Origin of the sequence: Microbacterium sp. ACRRU, assembly GCF_022346945.1 — a bacterium.
Lineage (GTDB): Bacteria > Actinomycetota > Actinomycetes > Actinomycetales > Microbacteriaceae > Microbacterium > Microbacterium mcarthurae.
The window spans coordinates 18,448-35,808 of sequence record NZ_JAKRNI010000016.1; the positions used below are offsets into that span (position 1 = coordinate 18,448).

Here is a 17,361-nt window from a genome sequence, read left to right on the forward strand (position 1 = left end):
ATTACGTGTGCTGTGCGGAGGGGATACAGAGGGTGCGGCGCGTCGGCCGGGAGTGAGAGCCGCGGAACGTCGTCGTTCCGTGGGGTCAGTGGGTGATGAGCTTCGAGAGGAAGTCCTTGGCCCGATCGGACTCCGGTCGCGTGAAGAACTGCTCCGGCGTCGCCTGCTCGACGATCTGGCCGTCGGCCATGAAGACCACGCGATTCGCGGCCTTGCGCGCGAATCCCATCTCGTGCGTGACGACGATCATCGTCATGCCGTCTTTCGCGAGGCCGACCATGACGTCGAGGACCTCGTTGATCATCTCGGGGTCGAGGGCCGAGGTGGGCTCGTCGAACAGCATGACCTTGGGCTTCATGGCGAGCGCGCGAGCGATGGCCACGCGCTGCTGCTGACCCCCCGAGAGCTGAGCGGGGAGCTTGTCGGCCTGATGGCCGACGCCCACCCGATCCAGGAGTGCGCGCGCTTCTTTCTCGGCATCCGCCTTCTTCATCTTGCGAACCTTGATCGGCCCGAGTGTGACGTTCTCGAGGATCGTGAGGTGGGCGAACAGGTTGAAGGACTGGAAGACCATGCCGACATCGGCGCGCAGCTCGGCAAGCCCCTTCCCCTCTTTCGGCAGCTCTTTGCCGTCGATGGTGATCGAGCCGCTCGTGATCGTCTCGAGGCGGTTGATCGTACGACAGAGAGTCGACTTGCCCGAGCCGGACGGTCCGATGACGACGACGACCTCGCCGCGGTCCACAGAGAGGTCGATGTCCTTCAGCGCCTGGAACTGGCCGTAGTGCTTCTGTACGTCAGACAGGACGACGAGGGGCGCAGAGCCCGCCGGGGGAACGGATGCCATTCCCCCACCCTATGAGACGACCGGGGCGCCAACCACACCGATGCGGGCGCCTTAACCGATCCGTAACAGCGGGTGAATCAGCCCGCTCGCTGGGCGAAGGCCGTTTCGTAGAGGCAGACGCTCGCGGCGGTGGCGAGATTCAGGGACTCGGCGCGGCCGTAAATGGGCAGACGCAGGGCGAGGTCAGCCTGCGACAGCGCGACTTCGTCGAGTCCGCGGGCTTCGTTCCCGAACAGCCAGGCCGTCGGTTCCGACAGCAGTGCACGGGAGGCGACGAAGTCCTCACCCGCGACATCGGCCGCCACGACCCGGAGCCCCGCCTCGTGCACACGCTCGATGACATCGGCCAGCTCGAGGTCTACCGCCACGGGGAGATGGAACAGGGAACCGGTGGTGGAGCGCACCACCTTCGGGTTGTACAGGTCGACCGTGCGCCCGGTCAGGATCACGGCGTCCGCTCCCGCGGCGTCGGCCGCGCGGATGATTGTCCCGAGATTCCCCGGATCGCGCACCTCTTCGCAGATGGCGAGGAGCCGCGGACCGGCGGACAGCACGTCCTTCAGAGCCGTCGGAGACTGCCGCGCCACCGCGACGATCCCCTGTGGCGTGACCGTGTCCGCCATCGCGTCCAGGACCGCCTCGGTCGTGTACTGCAGGTCGACGCCCGCATCGACGGCGGCATCGCGCACATCGGTGTGCTTCTCCAGGGCCGTCGGCGTCGCGTAGAGCTCGAGAACGGTCTCGGGCGCCCACGCCAGCGCCTCGCGCGCGGCCTGCGGCCCTTCCAGAAGGAACAGGCCGGTCTCTTGCCGAGCGGCGCGTTTGCTCAGCTTGGCCACGGCGCGCACCCGGGGCGAACGAGGGTTTTCCAGCACGCCCCCAGTGTATGACGGTGCCGGCATGAGCCCCGGCTCTCGCCGGAGAACGCAGAACGGGCGCCCTCCGAAGAGGACGCCCGTTCGTGGAACGCGGGTTACGCGGACTTGGCAGCGTTGACGTCGCTGGGCAGCGCAGCCTTGGCCGTCGCGACGAGCGAGGCGAAGACGGCGGGCTCGTTCACCGCGAGCTCGGCGAGCATACGACGGTCGACCTGCACACCCGCGAGACCGAGGCCCTGGATGAAGCGGTTGTACGTGAGGCCGTTCTGTCGGCTCGCAGCGTTGATGCGCTGGATCCACAGGCGACGGAAGTCGCCCTTGCGCTTGCGACGGTCGCGGTACGCGTAGACGAGCGAGTGGGTGACCTGCTCCTTCGCCTTGCGGTACAGGCGCGAACGCTGACCCCGGTAACCGGAGGCACGCTCGAGGATGACGCGACGCTTCTTGTGGGCGTTGACGGCCCGCTTGACTCTAGCCATGACTGTTCTTCCTTAAATCTCGCGGACGCTCAGATGCCGAGCAGCTTCTTGGCGACCTTGGCGTCACCGGGCGCGAGGATCTTGTCCGCCGACAGACGACGGGTGCGCTTGGTGGGCTTGCCCTCGAAGTTGTGGCGGAGGTTCGCCTGCTGCTTCTTGATCTTTCCGCTGCCGGTGACCTTGAAGCGCTTCTTGGCACCCGAGTGGGTCTTCTGCTTCGGCATGTCTCTTCCTTCGTTGTGTTTCCCGCCGGGCGGGAGTCGGGGGGCCTTACTCGGCCGGTGCCGAGGTGGGCTGTTCCGCGGGAGCCGAGTCGCCGCGCGCGGCGCTGCGGGCCGCTTCGCGGTTGGCCGCGCGCTGCGCGTTCTGCTCGGTCTTGACCTCGGACTTGTTCTTGTGCGGCGCGATCACCATGACCATGTTGCGACCGTCGATCGTGGGGTTCGACTCGACCGTGCCGAACTCGGCGACGTCCTCGGCGAACTTACGGAGCAGGCGCACACCCTGCTCGGGACGGGACTGCTCACGACCGCGGAACAGGATCATCGCCTTGACCTTGTCGCCCGCCTGGAGGAATCCCTCGGCGCGCTTGAGCTTGGTGATGTAGTCGTGCGCCTCGATCTTCAGACGGAACCGGACCTCTTTCAGGACGGTGTTCGCCTGGTTACGACGCGCTTCCTTGGCCTTCTGAGCGGCTTCGTACTTGAACTTGCCGTAGTCCATGATCTTGACCACGGGCGGCCGCGAGTTCGGCGCGACCTCGACCAGGTCGAGGTCCGCTTCCTGGGCCAGACGTAGCGCAGCTTCGATGCGGACGATGCCGACCTGCTCGCCGTTGGGTCCGACGAGGCGGACTTCCGGGACTCGGATGCGCTCGTTGGTGCGGGGATCGCTGATGCGGAACTCCTCTTGTCTACGGATGGCGGCCGCCGCGATCCTGGCGAATCGCGGGCGAAGAGGAGAACATGCCACCCGGCTCGGTGCCATCAGCACCGGCTTCTGCACCCGAGCAACCCCGTGCGAAACGGAGCGGAGTGCGGGAACCCGGTAGCCTGGAGCGGCAAGCGCGGGTGGGATGTGATCCTCTTTCGTACGGAGCAGAACGCTCCGAAGCCCGCCACAGTCTAGCAGAGAGAACCACGTGGACACGACTTCCCCCGACGACGCCCGAGCCGCACAGGATGCCGAGCGCCTCGCGCGGTGGGAGGAGCAGGAGCGCGTCTCCGCCTCCGCCTCCCGCGACATCGCCGACGTCCCCGCCGTCGAGGTCATCACGACGACCGCCGTGCACCTCATGAGCGCGGCCGCCGTGAAGGTCGGGCTCGCCGACGATCCGCAACGACAGATCGACCTCGACGAGGCTCGCAAACTCATCAACGCCCTCGCCGGACTCATCACCGCCGGGGCGCCCGAGATCAGCGACATGCACGCCCGGTCGCTCCGTGACGGCCTGCGTTCTCTCCAACTCGCCTTCCGCGAGGCATCCGTCATCCCCGACCCCATCGGCAAGGGACCGGGCGAGAAGTGGACGGGTCCCGTCACCTAATCGCTCGCGCGGGGATGCCGACTCCGCGGTCAGTAGTGATGCCGGCCGCGAATGGTCAGATGTCGGTGGGCCGATGGAGCCTGACCGTCAGCGAATCCACCAGGACCGCCACGCGGTCGTCGGCCGCCCACCGGCGCGCGAGCCGCGCCAGGACGGCATCCAGCTCCTCCTGAGCGAGTCCGGCCATGAGCCGGAGGTGCACGACGAGCTCGGGACCGCGCAGACGCCCGGTCGGGTCGCCCGGTTGGACCGCGAGATCGAGAACCGCCAGTTCGCCCGAGATGCTCTCCTGCAGCCCGGTGAACACCGCGGGCGACACGTGCGCCGGCTCCCACGGCTCGCCCTGCGCGATCGCCCACACGGCGGGACGACGGAGGACGAACTCGGTCTCGGAGGCGGGATCGATCACGATCAGCTCCGTGTCCTCAGACGCTGCGGCCACCGCCGTGCGGCGTCCGTCCGCGGGAACAGGACGAGCCTTCGCATCCCACCGCTGCATCGCGTCCACCGAGCTGAAGACGGGGAGCACCTTCCGCCCGTCCGGTGCCGCGACCGTCACGATCGACAGCTCCTGCGTCTTGTCGACCTCGAGGCCGTGCGGCCCGACACCGTGATCGCCCTTCTCCGCCACGAGGGGGATGAGGAGACGCGCGGTGCGGTACGCCTCGACGATCGCCGAGCCATCACGCGTTCCGTCCGCGAACGCCCGGAGCGCAGCAAGCAGCGCGGGATCCGCGGAACCGTCGTCGCCGGAATGAGGGTTCGACTCGAAACGGCGGCCCTCCCAGGGCACACCCGCCGAGTCGGCGCGACCGTCAGTGTCCGGCGACATCCAGCGCCTCAGCGAGCGTGAACTGGCCCGCATACAGGGCCTTGCCCACGATCGCCCCTTCGACGCCCAGCGGCACCAGTTCGCGCAGCGCGACGATGTCGTCGAGGCTCGAAACGCCGCCCGAGGCGACGATCGGCTTCGGTGTGCGCTGGGTGAGCTCGCGCAGCAGCTCCAGGTTGGGGCCGCGCAGAGTGCCGTCCTTCGTGACGTCGGTGACGACGTAACGGCTGCACCCGGCATCCTCGAGTCGCTCCAGCACCGTCCAGAGATCGCCGCCGTCGCGGGTCCAGCCCCGGGCCGCGAGGGTCGTGCCGCGCACGTCGAGCCCGACCGCGATCGCCTCGCCGTAGCGGTTGATGACGTCTGCAGCCCACTCGGGGTTCTCCAGCGCCGCTGTGCCGAGGTTGATACGGCTCGCGCCGCTCTCCAGGGCCGCCTCGAGGGACCGGTCATCGCGGATGCCGCCCGAGAGCTCGACCTGCACGCCCTTCACCTGCTTGATGACCTTGCGCATCACCGCGGTGTTGTTGCCGCGCCCGAAGGCGGCATCCAGGTCGACGAGGTGGATCCAGGCCGCGCCCTGACGAGCGAAGTCCAGAGCGGCATCCACCGGATCGCCGTAACTGGTCTCGGTGCCGGCCTCTCCCTGGGTCAGTCGGACGGCCTTGCCGTCGGCGACATCGACCGCGGGCAGCAGGACAAGCTCGGGTGTGGACGCGAAATCGTTCATGGCTCCTCGTGCCCACCGACGCGTCTCGCCGGCCCCGGGCACGAGGTCACACAGTAGTCGTGCGCAGGCCGTCGATCCAATTCGCGAGAAGCCGGATGCCGGCCTCCCCCGACTTCTCGGGGTGGAACTGGGTCGCCGCGAGCGGACCGTTCTCGACGGCCGCGAGGAACGGCGCACCGTACGTGCACCACGTCAGCACGGGTTCCGGGAAGGGCGGCGTGACCTCGAGTTCCCACTCCTGGGCCGCGTACGAGTGCACGAAGTAGAACCGCTCGTCGCGGATGCCGTCGAACAGGCGCGACCCGTCCCCGGGCGAGACAGTGTTCCAGCCCATGTGGGGCAGAACGGGAGCGGCGAGTTCCGACACCGTTCCCGGCCACTCCCCGAGTCCCTCGGTGTCGGCGCCGCGCTCGACGCCCCGCCCGAACAGCACCTGCATGCCCACGCAGATGCCCAGCACGGGACGGCCACCTGCGAGACGACGGTCGATGATCTCTCCGCCACGACTGGCGTTCAGCGCGCTCATCACGGCGCTGAAGGCGCCCACACCGGGGACCAGGAGACCGTCGGCGTCGAGCAGCAGCGATCGGTCGGAGGTGAGACGCGCATCCGCACCCGCCTCGCTCAGAGAGTTGACCGCGGAGTGGACATTGCCCGAGCCGTAGTCCAGCACGGCGACGAGGGGCTTGCTCACAGCGCGCCCTTCGTGCTCGGGATGCCGTCGACGAACGGGTCGAGCGCCTTCGCCTGGCGGAATGCGCGGGCGAGAGCCTTGTACTCGGCCTCGGCGATGTGGTGCGGGTCGCGACCGCCGAGGACGCGCACGTGCACCGTCAGCCCGGCGTGGATGGAGATCGCCTCGAACGAGTGGCGCACAAGCGAGCCGGTGAAGTGCCCGCCGATCAGGTGATGCTCGAAACCGGCGGGCTCGCCCGTGTGAACGAGATACGGTCGGCCGCTGATGTCGACAACGGCCTGGGCGAGCGCTTCGTCCAGCGGGACGAGCGCGTCGCCGTACCGCGCGATACCGGACTTGTCGCCGAGCGCCTGCCGGATCGCTTGTCCGAGCACGATCGAGGTGTCCTCCACCGTGTGGTGCGCGTCGATGTGCGTGTCGCCGACGGAGGTCACGCGCAGATCGGTGAGGGAGTGCTTCGCGAACGCCGTCAGCATGTGGTCGAAGAACGGCACGCTCGTCGAGATCTCGCTCGCGCCGGTGCCGTCGAGGTCGAGACTGAGCTCGACGCGCGACTCGCTCGTCTCGCGAAGGATCGAGGCGGTGCGGGGCGTGGCGGGGCCGGTCATGCTCGCGATCCTACCGACGCGAGGGCGTCGAGGAACGCCGTCGTCTCGTCGGCCGTCCCCGCCGTGACGCGGAGGTGGTGGGCGATCCCGACGTCGCGGATCAAGACCCCGCGGTCGTAGAGCGCCTTCCATGTGGCCGCGGGGTCGTCGACTCCCCCGAACAGCACGAAGTTCGTCCACGACTCGTGAGCCGTGTACCCGAGGGCTGCCACCGTGGCCGAGATGCGGTCGCGCTGGGCGACGATCTCGTCCACCATCGACAGCATCGTGTCGGCGTGCCCGAGCGCCGCCGTTGCGGCCGCCTGGGTGAGGGTGCTCAGGTGGTACGGGAGACGCACGAGACGGAGCGCATCGATGACCGCGGGATCGGCGGCGAGATAGCCGACGCGGGCACCGGCGAAGGCGAAGGCCTTGCTCATCGTGCGCGAAACCACGAGGCGCGGGCGGCCCGGAAGAAGGGTCACCGCCGACGGCTCGTCGTGCGGGGCGAACTCCTGGTACGCCTCATCCACGATGACGATGCCGTCGGTCACCGCGTAGACGGCCTCGATGACATCGAGGCCGAGAGGGGTTCCCGTGGGGTTGTTGGGCGCACACAGGAACACGATGTCGGGGTTCTCGCGGGATACCTGCTCGGCCGCGAACGCGGGGCTCAGTCCGAAGTCGTGCTCCCGCTCCCCCGCGATCCATTCCGCACCCGTGGCGCGCGTGAGGATCGGATACATCGAGTACGTCGGCGCGAACCCCATGGCCCGACGCCCGGGGCCGCCGAAGGCCTGAAGCAGGTGCTGCAAGACCTCGTTCGATCCGTTCGCCGCCCAGATCTGCTCGCGGACGAGACCGTGGCCCAGATACTCGGCGAAAGCCTCGCGGAGACCGGTGAATTCACGATCGGGGTAGCGATTGACATCGCGCAGGGCCCGGGCGATCGCATCCAGGATGTCGTCGGCGACCTCCGACGGAACGGGATGCGTGTTCTCGTTCACGTTCAGCGCGACGGGGAGCGCGGCTTGCGGGGCTCCATACGGGGTCATCCCCCGCAGATCGTCGCGAAGAGGCAAATCGTCGAGGCGTACGGTCACCTCACCCATCGTAGGCGGCGATGACCCGCGGATTCACCGGCCGGAGGCGTAGGCCGCGGGGAGTGCAATGCGCTGCCCGGCCGCGACCGAGCCGTTCTCCAGAGCATTCAGCCGGGTGATCTCGGCGACGACGTCGCGCGGGTCGGACCCGGGGGCGACGTCTTCCGCAATCGACCACAGCGTCTCCCCGCTCATGACGGTGATCTCGGTGAAGGCACCCGACGCGGCGCCGTTGTCGCTCGACGCCAGCGCAGCGCCCCCGCCGACGACGGCGATCGACAGCACGACCACGATCGGGAGGGCGGCGAGGAAGGCGAACACGCGGCGTCCACGCGTCGTGAGACGCAGACGGGTCGTGGGGGCGATGGCGATGCTGCTCATGGTGTGCTCCTCAGTAGGGAGAGATTCGCACCCCACCCTCGGCCGGGAGGGCGGGAGTGCGAATCTGTATTCCGAATCTATCTTCGATACTGGCGGGGTGTCAACACCGGGTCACTCGGAGGACAATCGAACGCGACACGCGGGAGGCTCCGTCCCGTTCGACCCGTTCACCGGATACGGTTTCGACGAGGAGACCCCATCACGGACCTCCGACATTCGAATTTCCGCCGCATCGATCGCGCGGCGCGAGGGGAGCACAGATGACCGACGCGACGACCGCGGGCGGCCGTGAACGGCCGCAGACCCGGCGGCGGAAGAGCCTCAGCGACAAGCAGTTGGCGATCCTCGAAGTGATCCAGCGCTCGATCGCTCGGCACGGATACCCGCCGAGCATGCGCGAGATCGGCGACGCCGTCGGGCTGAAGTCGCTCTCCAGCGTCACGCACCAGCTGAACCAGCTCGAGCTCAGCGGGTATCTGCGGCGCGATCCCGGGAAGACCCGGGCGATGGAAGTCCTCATCGACTTGCCCGGCACCGCCGCCGAGAATCCCGCCGAGACCGCGCCCGCCGTGGGCGACGCCGCGCTCGTCCCGCTGGTCGGCCGCATCGCCGCGGGCGTCCCGATCACCGCTGACCAACAGGTCGAGGAGATCTTCCCGCTTCCCCGTCAGCTCGTCGGCAAGGGCGAACTGTTCATGCTCAAGGTCGTCGGCGATTCGATGATCGACGCGGCCATCTGCGATGGCGACTGGGTCGTCGTCCGAGCGCAGTCCAGCGCCGAGAACGGCGAGATCGTCGCGGCGATGCTCGACGGTGAGGCGACGGTGAAGACGTTCCGCCGCCGTGACGGCCACACGTGGCTGCTCCCGCGCAACACGGCCTTCGAACCGATCCTGGGCGACGAAGCCGTCGTCCTCGGTCGAGTGGTGGCGGTTCTCCGCACCGTCTGACGATTCTCCGAGATCGGCGAGCCTCGATGGGTGCTCGCCGCGCGCGTCCCGCCTCGGCATCCGGGGTGTCCCCACCCCTCCCTAGGCTGGGGACATGGCAGACACCCTCGCATACGGTTCCTGGCCGTCGCCTCTCTCCCCCGAGCGCCTCGCCGCGGCATCGCCGCGGATCGATGGGGCACGCATCGTCGGCGACGAGGTCTGGTGGGGTGAGTCGGTCCCGAGCGAGGGCGGCCGCGTGGCGGTCCGGCGTCGACGTCGAGACGGCACCGTCGAGATGTTGCTGCCGGCGCCCGCGAACGCCCGCTCGACCGTGCACGAGTACGGCGGTGGCGCCTGGACGACGTCGGACGACGGTGAGCTGTTCTACGTCGAGAAGACCGATCAGCGCGTGTACGCGCTCGTCCCCGGCGGCGAGGCCCGGCCCCTCACCCTGGCCGCGGACGACGTGCGTCATGGCGGCCTGTCGTGGCAGCACGGCGCTCTCCTCGCCGTGCGAGAGGTCCACGGGGCACAGCAGGTGCCCGCACGCTCGATCGTGCGTATCGCGACAGACGGCTCCGGTTCGGACACGCTCGCCGACGGGAGCGACTTCCTCGTGCATCCCGCTCTCTCCCCCGACGGGCGTCGATTGGCGTGGACCGCCTGGGATCACCCCGACATGCCGTGGGACGCGTCGTCCGTTCGCGTCCGCGAGCTGACGACGGGCACGGTCCGCGAGATCGCCGGTGGGTCCCGCCGCGCACCACTGCAACCGGTCTGGATGGCCGACGACGAGATCCTTTTCGCCGATGACCCCGACGGACGATGGAATCTCTTCCGCGAGCGGGTCGGCGACGATGCGCAGGCGGTCGCGCCGGCGGACGCGGACACCGGGGGGCCGATCTGGGTCCTGGGGACGCGCTGGTTCGGCGCGACCGAGGACGGTCGCATCGTGGCCGTGCGCACGAACGGCGGCGACGAGATCATCGAGATCGCCCCGAGCGGCGTGCGTCCCCTCGACGTTCCGGTCGTCGCGGGGGCGTCGATCGAGGACATCCGCGGATCTCGCGCCCTCGTGTCGGGCACGGACGCGTCGGGACGATCGGGACTGTGGGCGGTCAACCTCGACACCCGCGATGTCGAACTCGTCACGGGTGGCGACCATCCCGGAGCCGAATGGATGCCGACGGCTCGCGCGGTCACCGCGAACGGTCCGCACGGCCCGGTCCACGCTTTCGCCTACCCGCCCACGAACCCCGACGTGGTGGCCCCCGAGGGTGAGCAGCCACCGTACGTCGTCCTGGTGCACGGGGGGCCCACCTCGCATGTCGGGCCCGCGCCGTCGGCGAAGACGGCGTTCTTCACGAGCCGCGGTATCGGAGTGCTCGACGTCAACTACGGCGGGTCGACCGGCTACGGGCGCGCCTACCGCGAACGGCTTCTCGGCCAGTGGGGCGTGGTCGACGTCGACGACGTCGCGGCCGCGGCATCCGCTCTCGCCGCCGCGGGCCTCGCCGACCCCGACCGGATCGCGATCGCGGGAGGTTCAGCGGGCGGCTGGACGGTGCTTGCCGCCGTCACCCGCACCGACGTCTTCGCCGCTGGCATCTCACGGTACGGCGTCGGCGACGCCCGCGCACTCGCTGAAGACACGCACGACTTCGAGGCGCGTTACCTCGACGGTCTGATCGGCCCGCTCCCCGACGCCGAGGACGTCTACGTCGCGCGCTCGCCCCTCTCGCATCCCGAGCGCTTCCGCGTTCCGCTGCTGATCTTGCAGGGCGCAGAAGATCATGTCGTCCCGCCCTCCCAGGCGGAGGCGATCCGCGACGCGCTCGCGGCCCACCGCGTGCCGCACGCCTACGTGCTGTACGAGGGCGAAGGGCACGGGTTCCGTCGCGCCGAGACGGTCGTCGACTCGCTGCGGCGGGAGCTGGGCTTCCTGGGTGCGGTGTTCGGGTTCGACGCACCCGGGATCCCGCCGCTCTCGCTCGACTGAACGCCGCCAGACGACGACGCCCCGCCGGTCGGCGGGGCGTCGTCGAGCACGGTCAGGCCGCGAAGGGCGCGAGCTCGGCGGCGAGGCGCGCACCGACGTGGGCGTGCAGGAACGTTCCGTGCTCGCGGTGCTCCTGCGCAACGATCAGGCCGGTCTCGTGCACCGCCGACACGAGGTCACCGCGGTCGTACGGCACGACGGCCTGCACCTCAACCGCTGGCAGTGGGAGCGCCTCCTCGATCGCCGCACGCAGCTCGGAGATGCCCTCTCCGGTGCGCGACGAGACGAACAGCGCCGACGGCGCGAGACCGCGCAGCACGAGACGGTCGTCGGGGCCGAGCAGGTCCGCTTTGTTAAAGACGACGATCTCGTGACCGAAGTCGGCATCCACGTCGCCCATCACGTCGCGCACCGTCGACAGCTGCGCTGCCGGATCGGGATGCGACGCGTCCACGACATGGAGGATGACGTCGGCGTCACCGACCTCCTCGAGCGTGGAACGGAACGCCTCCACGAGCTGGTGCGGCAGATTGCGCACGAAGCCCACGGTGTCGGTCAGCGTGTAGACGCGGCCGTCCGACGTCTCGGAGCGGCGGACGGTGGCATCCAGGGTCGCGAACAGCGCGTTCTCGACGAGGACGCCGGCGCTGGTCAGGCGATTGAGCAGACTCGACTTGCCGGCGTTGGTGTACCCCGCGATAGCGACGGACGGGATCGTGTGGCGCTTGCGCTCGGCTCGCTTGGCTTCACGCGCGGGCGCGAAGTCCCTCAGCTGCTTGCGCAGCTGGGCCATGCGCGTACGGATGCGACGACGGTCGAGTTCGATCTTGGTCTCACCCGGACCGCGAGAGCCCATGCCCGCACCGCCCGCACCGACCTGTCCACCGGCCTGACGTGACATCGAGTCACCCCACCCGCGGAGGCGCGGCAGCAGGTACTCGAGCTGCGCGAGCTCGACCTGCGCCTTGCCCTCGCGGCTCTTGGCGTGCTGGCTGAAGATGTCGAGGATCACCGTCGTGCGGTCGATCACCTTCACCTTGACGACGTCTTCCAACGCTCGCCGCTGGCTCGGCGCCAGCTCGGTGTCGGCGATCACGGTGTCGGCGCCGACCGCCGCGACGATGTCGCGGAGCTCTTCGGCCTTGCCGCGTCCGACGTAGGTCGCGGGGTCGGGGTGCGGCCGACGCTGCAGCACACCGTCGAGCACGACGGCACCCGCCGTCTCTGCGAGGGCCGCGAGTTCGCGGAGCGAGTTCTCGGCATCCGCCTGCTCCCCCTGGGGGTGAACACCGACGAGCACGACGTTCTCGAGCCGCAACTGTCGGTACTCGACCTCGGTGACGTCCTCCAGCTCGGTGGACAGTCCCGGGACGCGGCGCAGAGCCGCTCGCTCCTCGCGGTCCCACTGATCGCCGTCCGTGGATCCCCCGGAGGCGGTGGTGGCATCCTGCAGGGCTTGCGCCGCACCGAAGACCCGGACCCCTCGATGCGCCTCGGTGCGCGAGAGCACGCGGTCGACCGGGTCCACCGGCGACGTGTCCGTGCTTGAGGGTGTGGTCTGTTCGGTCATGTGTTCCTTTCGTCCGCGAGCGATGCCGCGGCATGCTCGCACTTTAGTCGCCCCCACGCCGGGGGCTCCGGTCCGCTACGCTTCCGGCATGGGGAGCGAGCACTATTTCAGCGCGTCGCCATCGAGTCCCGAACAGTTCCGCCGCCTCCGAGTCACGCTTGCCGGGCGCGAGCTCGAGGTCGTGACCGCGGGCGGAGTGTTCAGCCCCGATCGCCTGGATGCCGGAACATCGGTTCTTCTGGCGAACACACCGACCCCGCCCGCCGGCGGGAACTTCCTCGACCTGGGAAGCGGGTGGGGTCCGATCACGTTGAGCCTGGCCCTGGACGCGCCGCACGCGACCGTCTGGGCGGTCGACGTCAACGAGCGGGCGCTCGACCTGGTGAGACAGAACGCGGAACGTCTGGGCCTCGATAACGTCAACGCCGTGCGACCCGAGGATGTTCCCGACGGCATCTCGTTCCGCACCATCCGATCCAACCCGCCCATCCGCGTCGGAAAGAACGAGCTGCACGGGATGCTGGAACACTGGATCCCCCGGCTCGCCGAACGCTCCGACGGCTGGTTCGTCGTGCAGCGCAACCTCGGCTCGGACTCTCTGCAACGGTGGCTGGCCGCCACCTTCACGACGGGGTTCTCCGTCCACCGTGCCGCGACCGGACGGGGTTACCGGGTCCTGCGCGTCCGTCGCCACGGATCACCACCGAGCGAGCCGATCGACGTCATCGCCTGAGCGGGCACCCCCGCTTTCACCTCAGGGGGTTCACCCGCAGGTGCCGACGCCCCGCGGGGTCATGTACGGCTGAGTGCCCACGCGCTCTCGCGCGACCGCGCCGCGCCTGCTTCACGCGAGAGCGACCTCGCCCGTGAAGACGAGGGATGCCGGGCCCGAGAGGTAAACGCGTCCGTCGGCGATGCGCACCCCGAGGGTTCCGCCCGTCGTGTCGACCGCCCACACGTCCGGAGCCGCCGAACCCGCCCAGTGCCGGACCGCCAGAGCGGCGGCGGCCACACCCGTGCCGCAGCTGAGCGTCTCACCGACGCCGCGCTCGAACACGCGCATGCGGATGGCGCCGACGCCGTCGCGGACGAGCGGATCGGCGGGGACCACGAACTCGACGTTGGCGCCGTGCGCCGGCACCGGGTCGAGCACGGGCTGGTACGCGAGATCGAGGTCTTCCAGCTCGGCGTCCGACGACAGCGCGACGACGACGTGCGGATTCCCCACATCGATCCCGACGCCCGGTCTCGGCACGGGCAGACCCTTCGCGCGCACGAGCACGTCACCGTTCTCGATGCGGTACTCCCCCAGGTCGACTTCGAAGCCTCGTTCGCTGCGCGTGAGCGTCTTGACGCCCGCGCGCGTACCGATCCGCAGGCCGCGGGAGATGTCGGCGAGCCCGGTGTCGGTCAGGTAGCGGGCGAACACCCGCGTCCCGTTGCCGCACATCTCCGCCTTCGAGCCGTCGGCGTTTCGATAGTCCATGAACCACTCCGCACCCGACGCGGCCGCCTCCGCCCCCTCGGGGATCGCCGCCGAACGCACGACACGGAGAAGGCCGTCGGCGCCGATCCCGAAGTGCCGATCGCACAGGATCGCCACCTGATCGCCGGAGAGGTCGAGCTCGCCGTCAGGATCCGAAACCACGACGAAGTCGTTGCCCGTGCCGTGGCCCTTGGTGAACGCGAGAGTCGCCATGGCATTCAGTCTAGGGACCGCCGCGACGCACGCGCGGCGCCCCCGCTGCGGGTGAGGGACGGCTCCTGGCCGGTCAGCGTCCCGTCGGCGGCTCGACCGCACAACCCGGACCGTCGACGATCAGCCGCCGCCCCGTGGCCCATGTGTCGAACGGTTCGTACCCCAGCGCCTCGTAGAACCCTCGCGCCGCGGCATTGTCGGGCCGCACCATCAACTGCACCTTCGGGCAGCCGAGTGCCTCGAGCAGCCGTTCGGCCTCGGCGACGAGCGCGCGGCCGATGCCTCGCCCCCGGTGCGTCTCGGCCGAGGCGAGGTAGTACAGCCACCCGCGGTGGCCGTCGTACCCGGCCATGACGGTTCCGACGAGGTCGTCGCCGTCGACCGCGACGAGGAACAGCTCGGGCTGCACGGTGAGCTTCCGGCGGATGTCGGCGCGGGGGTCGTTCCAGGGCCGCGTCAGGCCCGCGGACTCCCACAGCGCGACGACGGTGTCTTCGTCCCGGAGGTCGAAGGGACGGATGTGCACGCTCATGTCTCCCCCTCGTCCAGGAGCGCGTCGGCGCGCTCGGTCCGCGCGTCGACCCAGCGCACCCCGTCGTACCGGCGGAACCACGACACTTGGCGTCGCGCGTAACGCCGAGTGAGAGCCTGGGTTTCGGCGACCGCTTCCGCCCGCGTCATCTCGCCTCGCAGTTGCGCCAGTGCCTGCGCGTACCCGATCGCGCGCGCCGCCGTGACTCCGCGCTCGATGCCCTCGGCGCGCAAGGTGGCGACCTCGTCGACCAGCCCGCGCTCCCACATCTGCTCGACCCGCTCATCCAGCAGCGGAACCAGGACGTCGCGTTCGAGGGCGGTGCCGAGGATCGAGGTCCGCGGATGCCACAGCTCGGGCGCCGCGGGAAGGACGCCCCCGTGGGTCTTCTCGCCCTGGGCGAGCACCTCCAGGGCCCGCACGACACGGCGCCCGTTGCGGGGGTCGATCCGCTCCGCGGCCCGCGGGTCGGCCGCACGCAGCCGCTCGAACAGCGCACCGGGCCCCCGACGCTCGAGCTCCGCCTCCAGCTCGGCGCGGAGTGCGGCGTCGCGTGGCGGGAAGCGGAAGTCCCACAGCACGCTCGAGACGTACAGCCCGGAACCGCCCACGAGGATCGCATCGGCGCCGCGATCGTGCGCCTCGATGATCGCTTCGCGGGCGGCACGCTGGTACCAGGCGACGGCCGCTTCCTCGGTCACGGCGAGAGCGTCGAACAGGTGATGCGGGATGCCACGACGCTCCGAGACCGGGAGCTTCGCGGTGCCGATATCCATGCCGCGATACAGCTGCATGGCATCCGCGTTGACGATCTCCACCGCGCGGCCACGGTGACGCAGGGTCTCGGCCAGCGACAGGGAAAGACCGGTCTTCCCCGTCCCCGTCGCCCCGACGATCGCCCAGAGCCGGCGAGGGGCAGCGGCGTCGCCGGTCACCCGCCGATGCGCAGCGTCGGGAGACCGAGGGAGACGGCGCGGCTTCCTGCGACGTCCGTCGCGGGTGCGGGCACACCGCAGGATTCGGCCTGCGACCGATCCCACGCGTCGCCGGCACGGGTCCGGCGGATCTGCAACGGCGAGTCGGCGGGAGCGTCGGCCAGCAGATAGAAGGGCGCCGCGCGGGTCACTTCGACCGTGACGACATCGCCGGGGCGCGGAGTGGCGGACCCGGACGGTGCCTCGAAGTGGACGAGGCGGTTGTCTTCGGCCCGACCCGTGAGGCGTCGGGTCGCGGCATCCTTCTTGCCTTCCCCGGCCGAGACGAGGACGTCCAGCGCCCGGCCGACCTGCTTCTGGTTCTCTTCGAGGGAGATGCGCTCCTGCAGCGCGGTGAGACGCTCGTAGCGCTCTTGAACCACGGCCTTCGGGACCTGGTCCTCCATCGTCGCGGCCGGCGTGCCCTCGCGGATGGAGTACTGGAACGTGAACGCGCTGGCGAACCGGGACGCTTCGACGACCCGCATCGTCTCTTCGAAGTCGGCATCGGTCTCGCCGGGGAACCCGACGATGATGTCCGTGGTGATGGCCGCGTGAGGAATGCGGTCACGCACGCGCTCGAGGATGCCGAGGAAGCGGTCACTACGGTAGGAGCGGCGCATCGCCTTCAGGACACGGTCGGACCCCGACTGCAGCGGCATGTGAAGCTGCGGCATCACCGAGGGGGTCTCGGCCATGGCGGCGATGACATCGTCGGTGAAGGCGGCGGGATGCGGGCTCGTGAAGCGGATGCGTTCCAGCCCGTCGATCTCGCCCGCGGCGCGGAGCAGCTTTCCGAAGGCAAGGCGGTCGCCGAACTCGACGCCGTACGAATTGACGTTCTGCCCGAGCAGCGTGACCTCGATGGCACCGTCGTCGACGAGGAGCCGAATCTCGTTCAGGATGTCACCGGGTCGGCGGTCCTTCTCCTTGCCGCGAAGGCTCGGCACGATGCAGAACGTGCAGGTGTTGTTGCATCCGACCGAGATCGACACCCACCCGCTGTGCACGGAGTCGCGTTTGGTGGGCAGCGTGGAGGGGAAGATCTCGAGCGCTTCGAGGATCTCGAGCTCGGCCTCGCCGTTGTGGCGGGCTCGTTCGAGCATTCCCGGCAGCGAACCCATGTTGTGGGTCCCGAAGACGACGTCGACCCACGGCGCCTTCTGCTGCACCGCGTCCTTGTCCATCTGCGCGAGGCATCCGCCCACGGCGATCTGCATGCCGTCGTGTGCGTCCTTGCGGGACTTCAGGTGTCCGAGGGTGCCGTAGAGCTTGCCCGCGGCGTTGTCTCGAACGGCGCACGTGTTGATCACGACGACATCGGCGTCGGTGCCCGCTTCTGCGCGGACATAGCCGGCGCTCTCGAGCGAGCCCGACAGGCGCTCCGAGTCGTGGACGTTCATCTGGCACCCGAACGTCCGCACCTCGTAGGTGCGTGCCCGCCCGTCGGCCGTGAGGGCGGCTGCGGAGGGCGCGATGAGCGTCGGTGTGGATACGGGGGTCGTCATGATGCGTGCCATTCTAAGCGCCGCCCGCGCAGGTGACGGGGCAGACCGCGGACGCCGAAGAGGTCGG

General features: G+C 69.6%; 20 protein-coding genes. 4 read left to right on the forward strand and 16 right to left on the reverse strand.

Features of this window, described 5'->3' with window-relative positions:
* Positions 1-85: 85 nt before the first annotated feature.
* The 5 genes from MHY30_RS09265 to infC all read right to left on the reverse strand — a co-directional run bounded on the left by MHY30_RS09265 (position 86) and on the right by infC (position 3,191).
* On the reverse strand, positions 86-847 hold the full coding sequence (locus MHY30_RS09265) for an amino acid ABC transporter ATP-binding protein (RefSeq protein ID WP_239276601.1): 762 nt from the start codon (positions 845-847) through the stop codon (positions 86-88).
* 77 nt (positions 848-924) lie between these two features.
* Positions 925-1,722, reverse strand: coding sequence for an RNA methyltransferase (locus MHY30_RS09270; protein ID WP_239276602.1), 798 nt, complete (start codon positions 1,720-1,722; stop codon positions 925-927).
* A gap of 98 nt (positions 1,723-1,820) precedes the next feature.
* A complete protein-coding gene (rplT, locus tag MHY30_RS09275) occupies positions 1,821-2,204 on the reverse strand; it encodes a 50S ribosomal protein L20 (protein WP_228163023.1) in 384 nt (127 codons plus the stop codon).
* 29 nt (positions 2,205-2,233) lie between these two features.
* Complete coding sequence (gene rpmI / locus MHY30_RS09280) at positions 2,234-2,428, reverse strand: 50S ribosomal protein L35 (RefSeq protein WP_005048908.1); 195 nt, start codon at positions 2,426-2,428, stop codon at positions 2,234-2,236.
* Positions 2,429-2,474: 46 nt separating this feature from the next.
* On the reverse strand, positions 2,475-3,191 hold the full coding sequence (gene infC / locus MHY30_RS09285; RefSeq protein WP_239276603.1) for a translation initiation factor IF-3: 717 nt from the start codon (positions 3,189-3,191) through the stop codon (positions 2,475-2,477).
* A 154-nt stretch (positions 3,192-3,345) separates the two neighbouring features.
* On the opposite strand from infC, the gene MHY30_RS09290 reads away from it, so the two are divergent.
* Positions 3,346-3,750 carry a DUF1844 domain-containing protein gene (locus tag MHY30_RS09290; RefSeq protein WP_239276604.1) on the forward strand — a complete coding sequence of 135 codons (405 nt, stop codon included), beginning with the start codon at positions 3,346-3,348 and terminating at the stop codon, positions 3,748-3,750.
* 55 nt (positions 3,751-3,805) lie between these two features.
* On the opposite strand, the gene MHY30_RS09295 is transcribed toward MHY30_RS09290, so the two are convergent.
* From MHY30_RS09295 to MHY30_RS09320, 6 genes are read right to left on the reverse strand one after another with little or no spacing between them, the layout of a single operon-like run.
* The gene (locus MHY30_RS09295) at positions 3,806-4,582 is read right to left on the reverse strand and encodes an SseB family protein (RefSeq protein WP_239276605.1); all 777 of its coding nucleotides are present in this window, start codon (positions 4,580-4,582) and stop codon (positions 3,806-3,808) included.
* Positions 4,566-5,312 carry a bifunctional 1-(5-phosphoribosyl)-5-((5-phosphoribosylamino)methylideneamino)imidazole-4-carboxamide isomerase/phosphoribosylanthranilate isomerase PriA gene (gene priA, locus MHY30_RS09300; RefSeq protein ID WP_138174392.1) on the reverse strand — a complete coding sequence of 249 codons (747 nt, stop codon included), beginning with the start codon at positions 5,310-5,312 and terminating at the stop codon, positions 4,566-4,568. Before priA ends, MHY30_RS09295 begins: the two co-directional genes overlap by 17 nt.
* A gap of 46 nt (positions 5,313-5,358) precedes the next feature.
* Positions 5,359-6,006, reverse strand: coding sequence for an imidazole glycerol phosphate synthase subunit HisH (gene hisH, locus MHY30_RS09305; RefSeq protein ID WP_239276606.1), 648 nt, complete (start codon positions 6,004-6,006; stop codon positions 5,359-5,361).
* A complete protein-coding gene (gene hisB / locus MHY30_RS09310) occupies positions 6,003-6,617 on the reverse strand; it encodes an imidazoleglycerol-phosphate dehydratase HisB (RefSeq protein ID WP_239276607.1) in 615 nt (204 codons plus the stop codon). The genes hisH and hisB overlap by 4 nt, the downstream gene beginning before the upstream one ends.
* The gene (locus MHY30_RS09315; RefSeq protein ID WP_239276608.1) at positions 6,614-7,708 is read right to left on the reverse strand and encodes a histidinol-phosphate transaminase; all 1,095 of its coding nucleotides are present in this window, start codon (positions 7,706-7,708) and stop codon (positions 6,614-6,616) included. The genes hisB and MHY30_RS09315 overlap by 4 nt, the downstream gene beginning before the upstream one ends.
* A gap of 24 nt (positions 7,709-7,732) precedes the next feature.
* A complete protein-coding gene (locus MHY30_RS09320) occupies positions 7,733-8,080 on the reverse strand; it encodes a LysM peptidoglycan-binding domain-containing protein (protein ID WP_239276610.1) in 348 nt (115 codons plus the stop codon).
* Positions 8,081-8,340: 260 nt separating this feature from the next.
* Here MHY30_RS09320 and lexA point away from each other — a divergent pair, with 260 nt between their 5' ends.
* Positions 8,341-9,030: a transcriptional repressor LexA gene (gene lexA / locus MHY30_RS09325; protein ID WP_239276611.1), complete on the forward strand. Its 690-nt coding sequence runs from the start codon at positions 8,341-8,343 to the stop codon at positions 9,028-9,030.
* Positions 9,031-9,124: 94 nt separating this feature from the next.
* A complete protein-coding gene (locus MHY30_RS09330) occupies positions 9,125-11,011 on the forward strand; it encodes a prolyl oligopeptidase family serine peptidase (protein WP_239276612.1) in 1,887 nt (628 codons plus the stop codon).
* Between the two features lie 52 nt (positions 11,012-11,063).
* On the opposite strand, the gene hflX is transcribed toward MHY30_RS09330, so the two are convergent.
* Positions 11,064-12,392 (reverse strand): GTPase HflX, encoded by a 1,329-nt coding sequence (gene hflX / locus MHY30_RS09335; RefSeq protein WP_374204600.1) that lies wholly within the window; start codon positions 12,390-12,392, stop codon positions 11,064-11,066.
* A 277-nt stretch (positions 12,393-12,669) separates the two neighbouring features.
* Between hflX and MHY30_RS09340 the strand changes: the two genes are divergently transcribed.
* Positions 12,670-13,314, forward strand: a complete 645-nt coding sequence (locus tag MHY30_RS09340) for a class I SAM-dependent methyltransferase (RefSeq protein ID WP_239276615.1) — start codon at positions 12,670-12,672, stop codon at positions 13,312-13,314.
* 111 nt (positions 13,315-13,425) lie between these two features.
* Here MHY30_RS09340 and dapF read toward each other — a convergent pair whose 3' ends face one another.
* From dapF to miaB, 4 genes are all read right to left on the reverse strand, one after another.
* Entirely contained in the window at positions 13,426-14,280 is an 855-nt protein-coding gene (gene dapF / locus MHY30_RS09345; protein ID WP_239276616.1) for a diaminopimelate epimerase, read from the reverse strand.
* A 73-nt stretch (positions 14,281-14,353) separates the two neighbouring features.
* Positions 14,354-14,812: a GNAT family acetyltransferase gene (locus tag MHY30_RS09350; protein ID WP_239276618.1), complete on the reverse strand. Its 459-nt coding sequence runs from the start codon at positions 14,810-14,812 to the stop codon at positions 14,354-14,356.
* A complete protein-coding gene (miaA, locus tag MHY30_RS09355) occupies positions 14,809-15,747 on the reverse strand; it encodes a tRNA (adenosine(37)-N6)-dimethylallyltransferase MiaA (protein ID WP_239276619.1) in 939 nt (312 codons plus the stop codon). Before miaA ends, MHY30_RS09350 begins: the two co-directional genes overlap by 4 nt.
* Positions 15,744-17,294 carry a tRNA (N6-isopentenyl adenosine(37)-C2)-methylthiotransferase MiaB gene (gene miaB / locus MHY30_RS09360; protein ID WP_239276620.1) on the reverse strand — a complete coding sequence of 517 codons (1,551 nt, stop codon included), beginning with the start codon at positions 17,292-17,294 and terminating at the stop codon, positions 15,744-15,746. Before miaB ends, miaA begins: the two co-directional genes overlap by 4 nt.
* Positions 17,295-17,361: the final 67 nt, after the last annotated feature.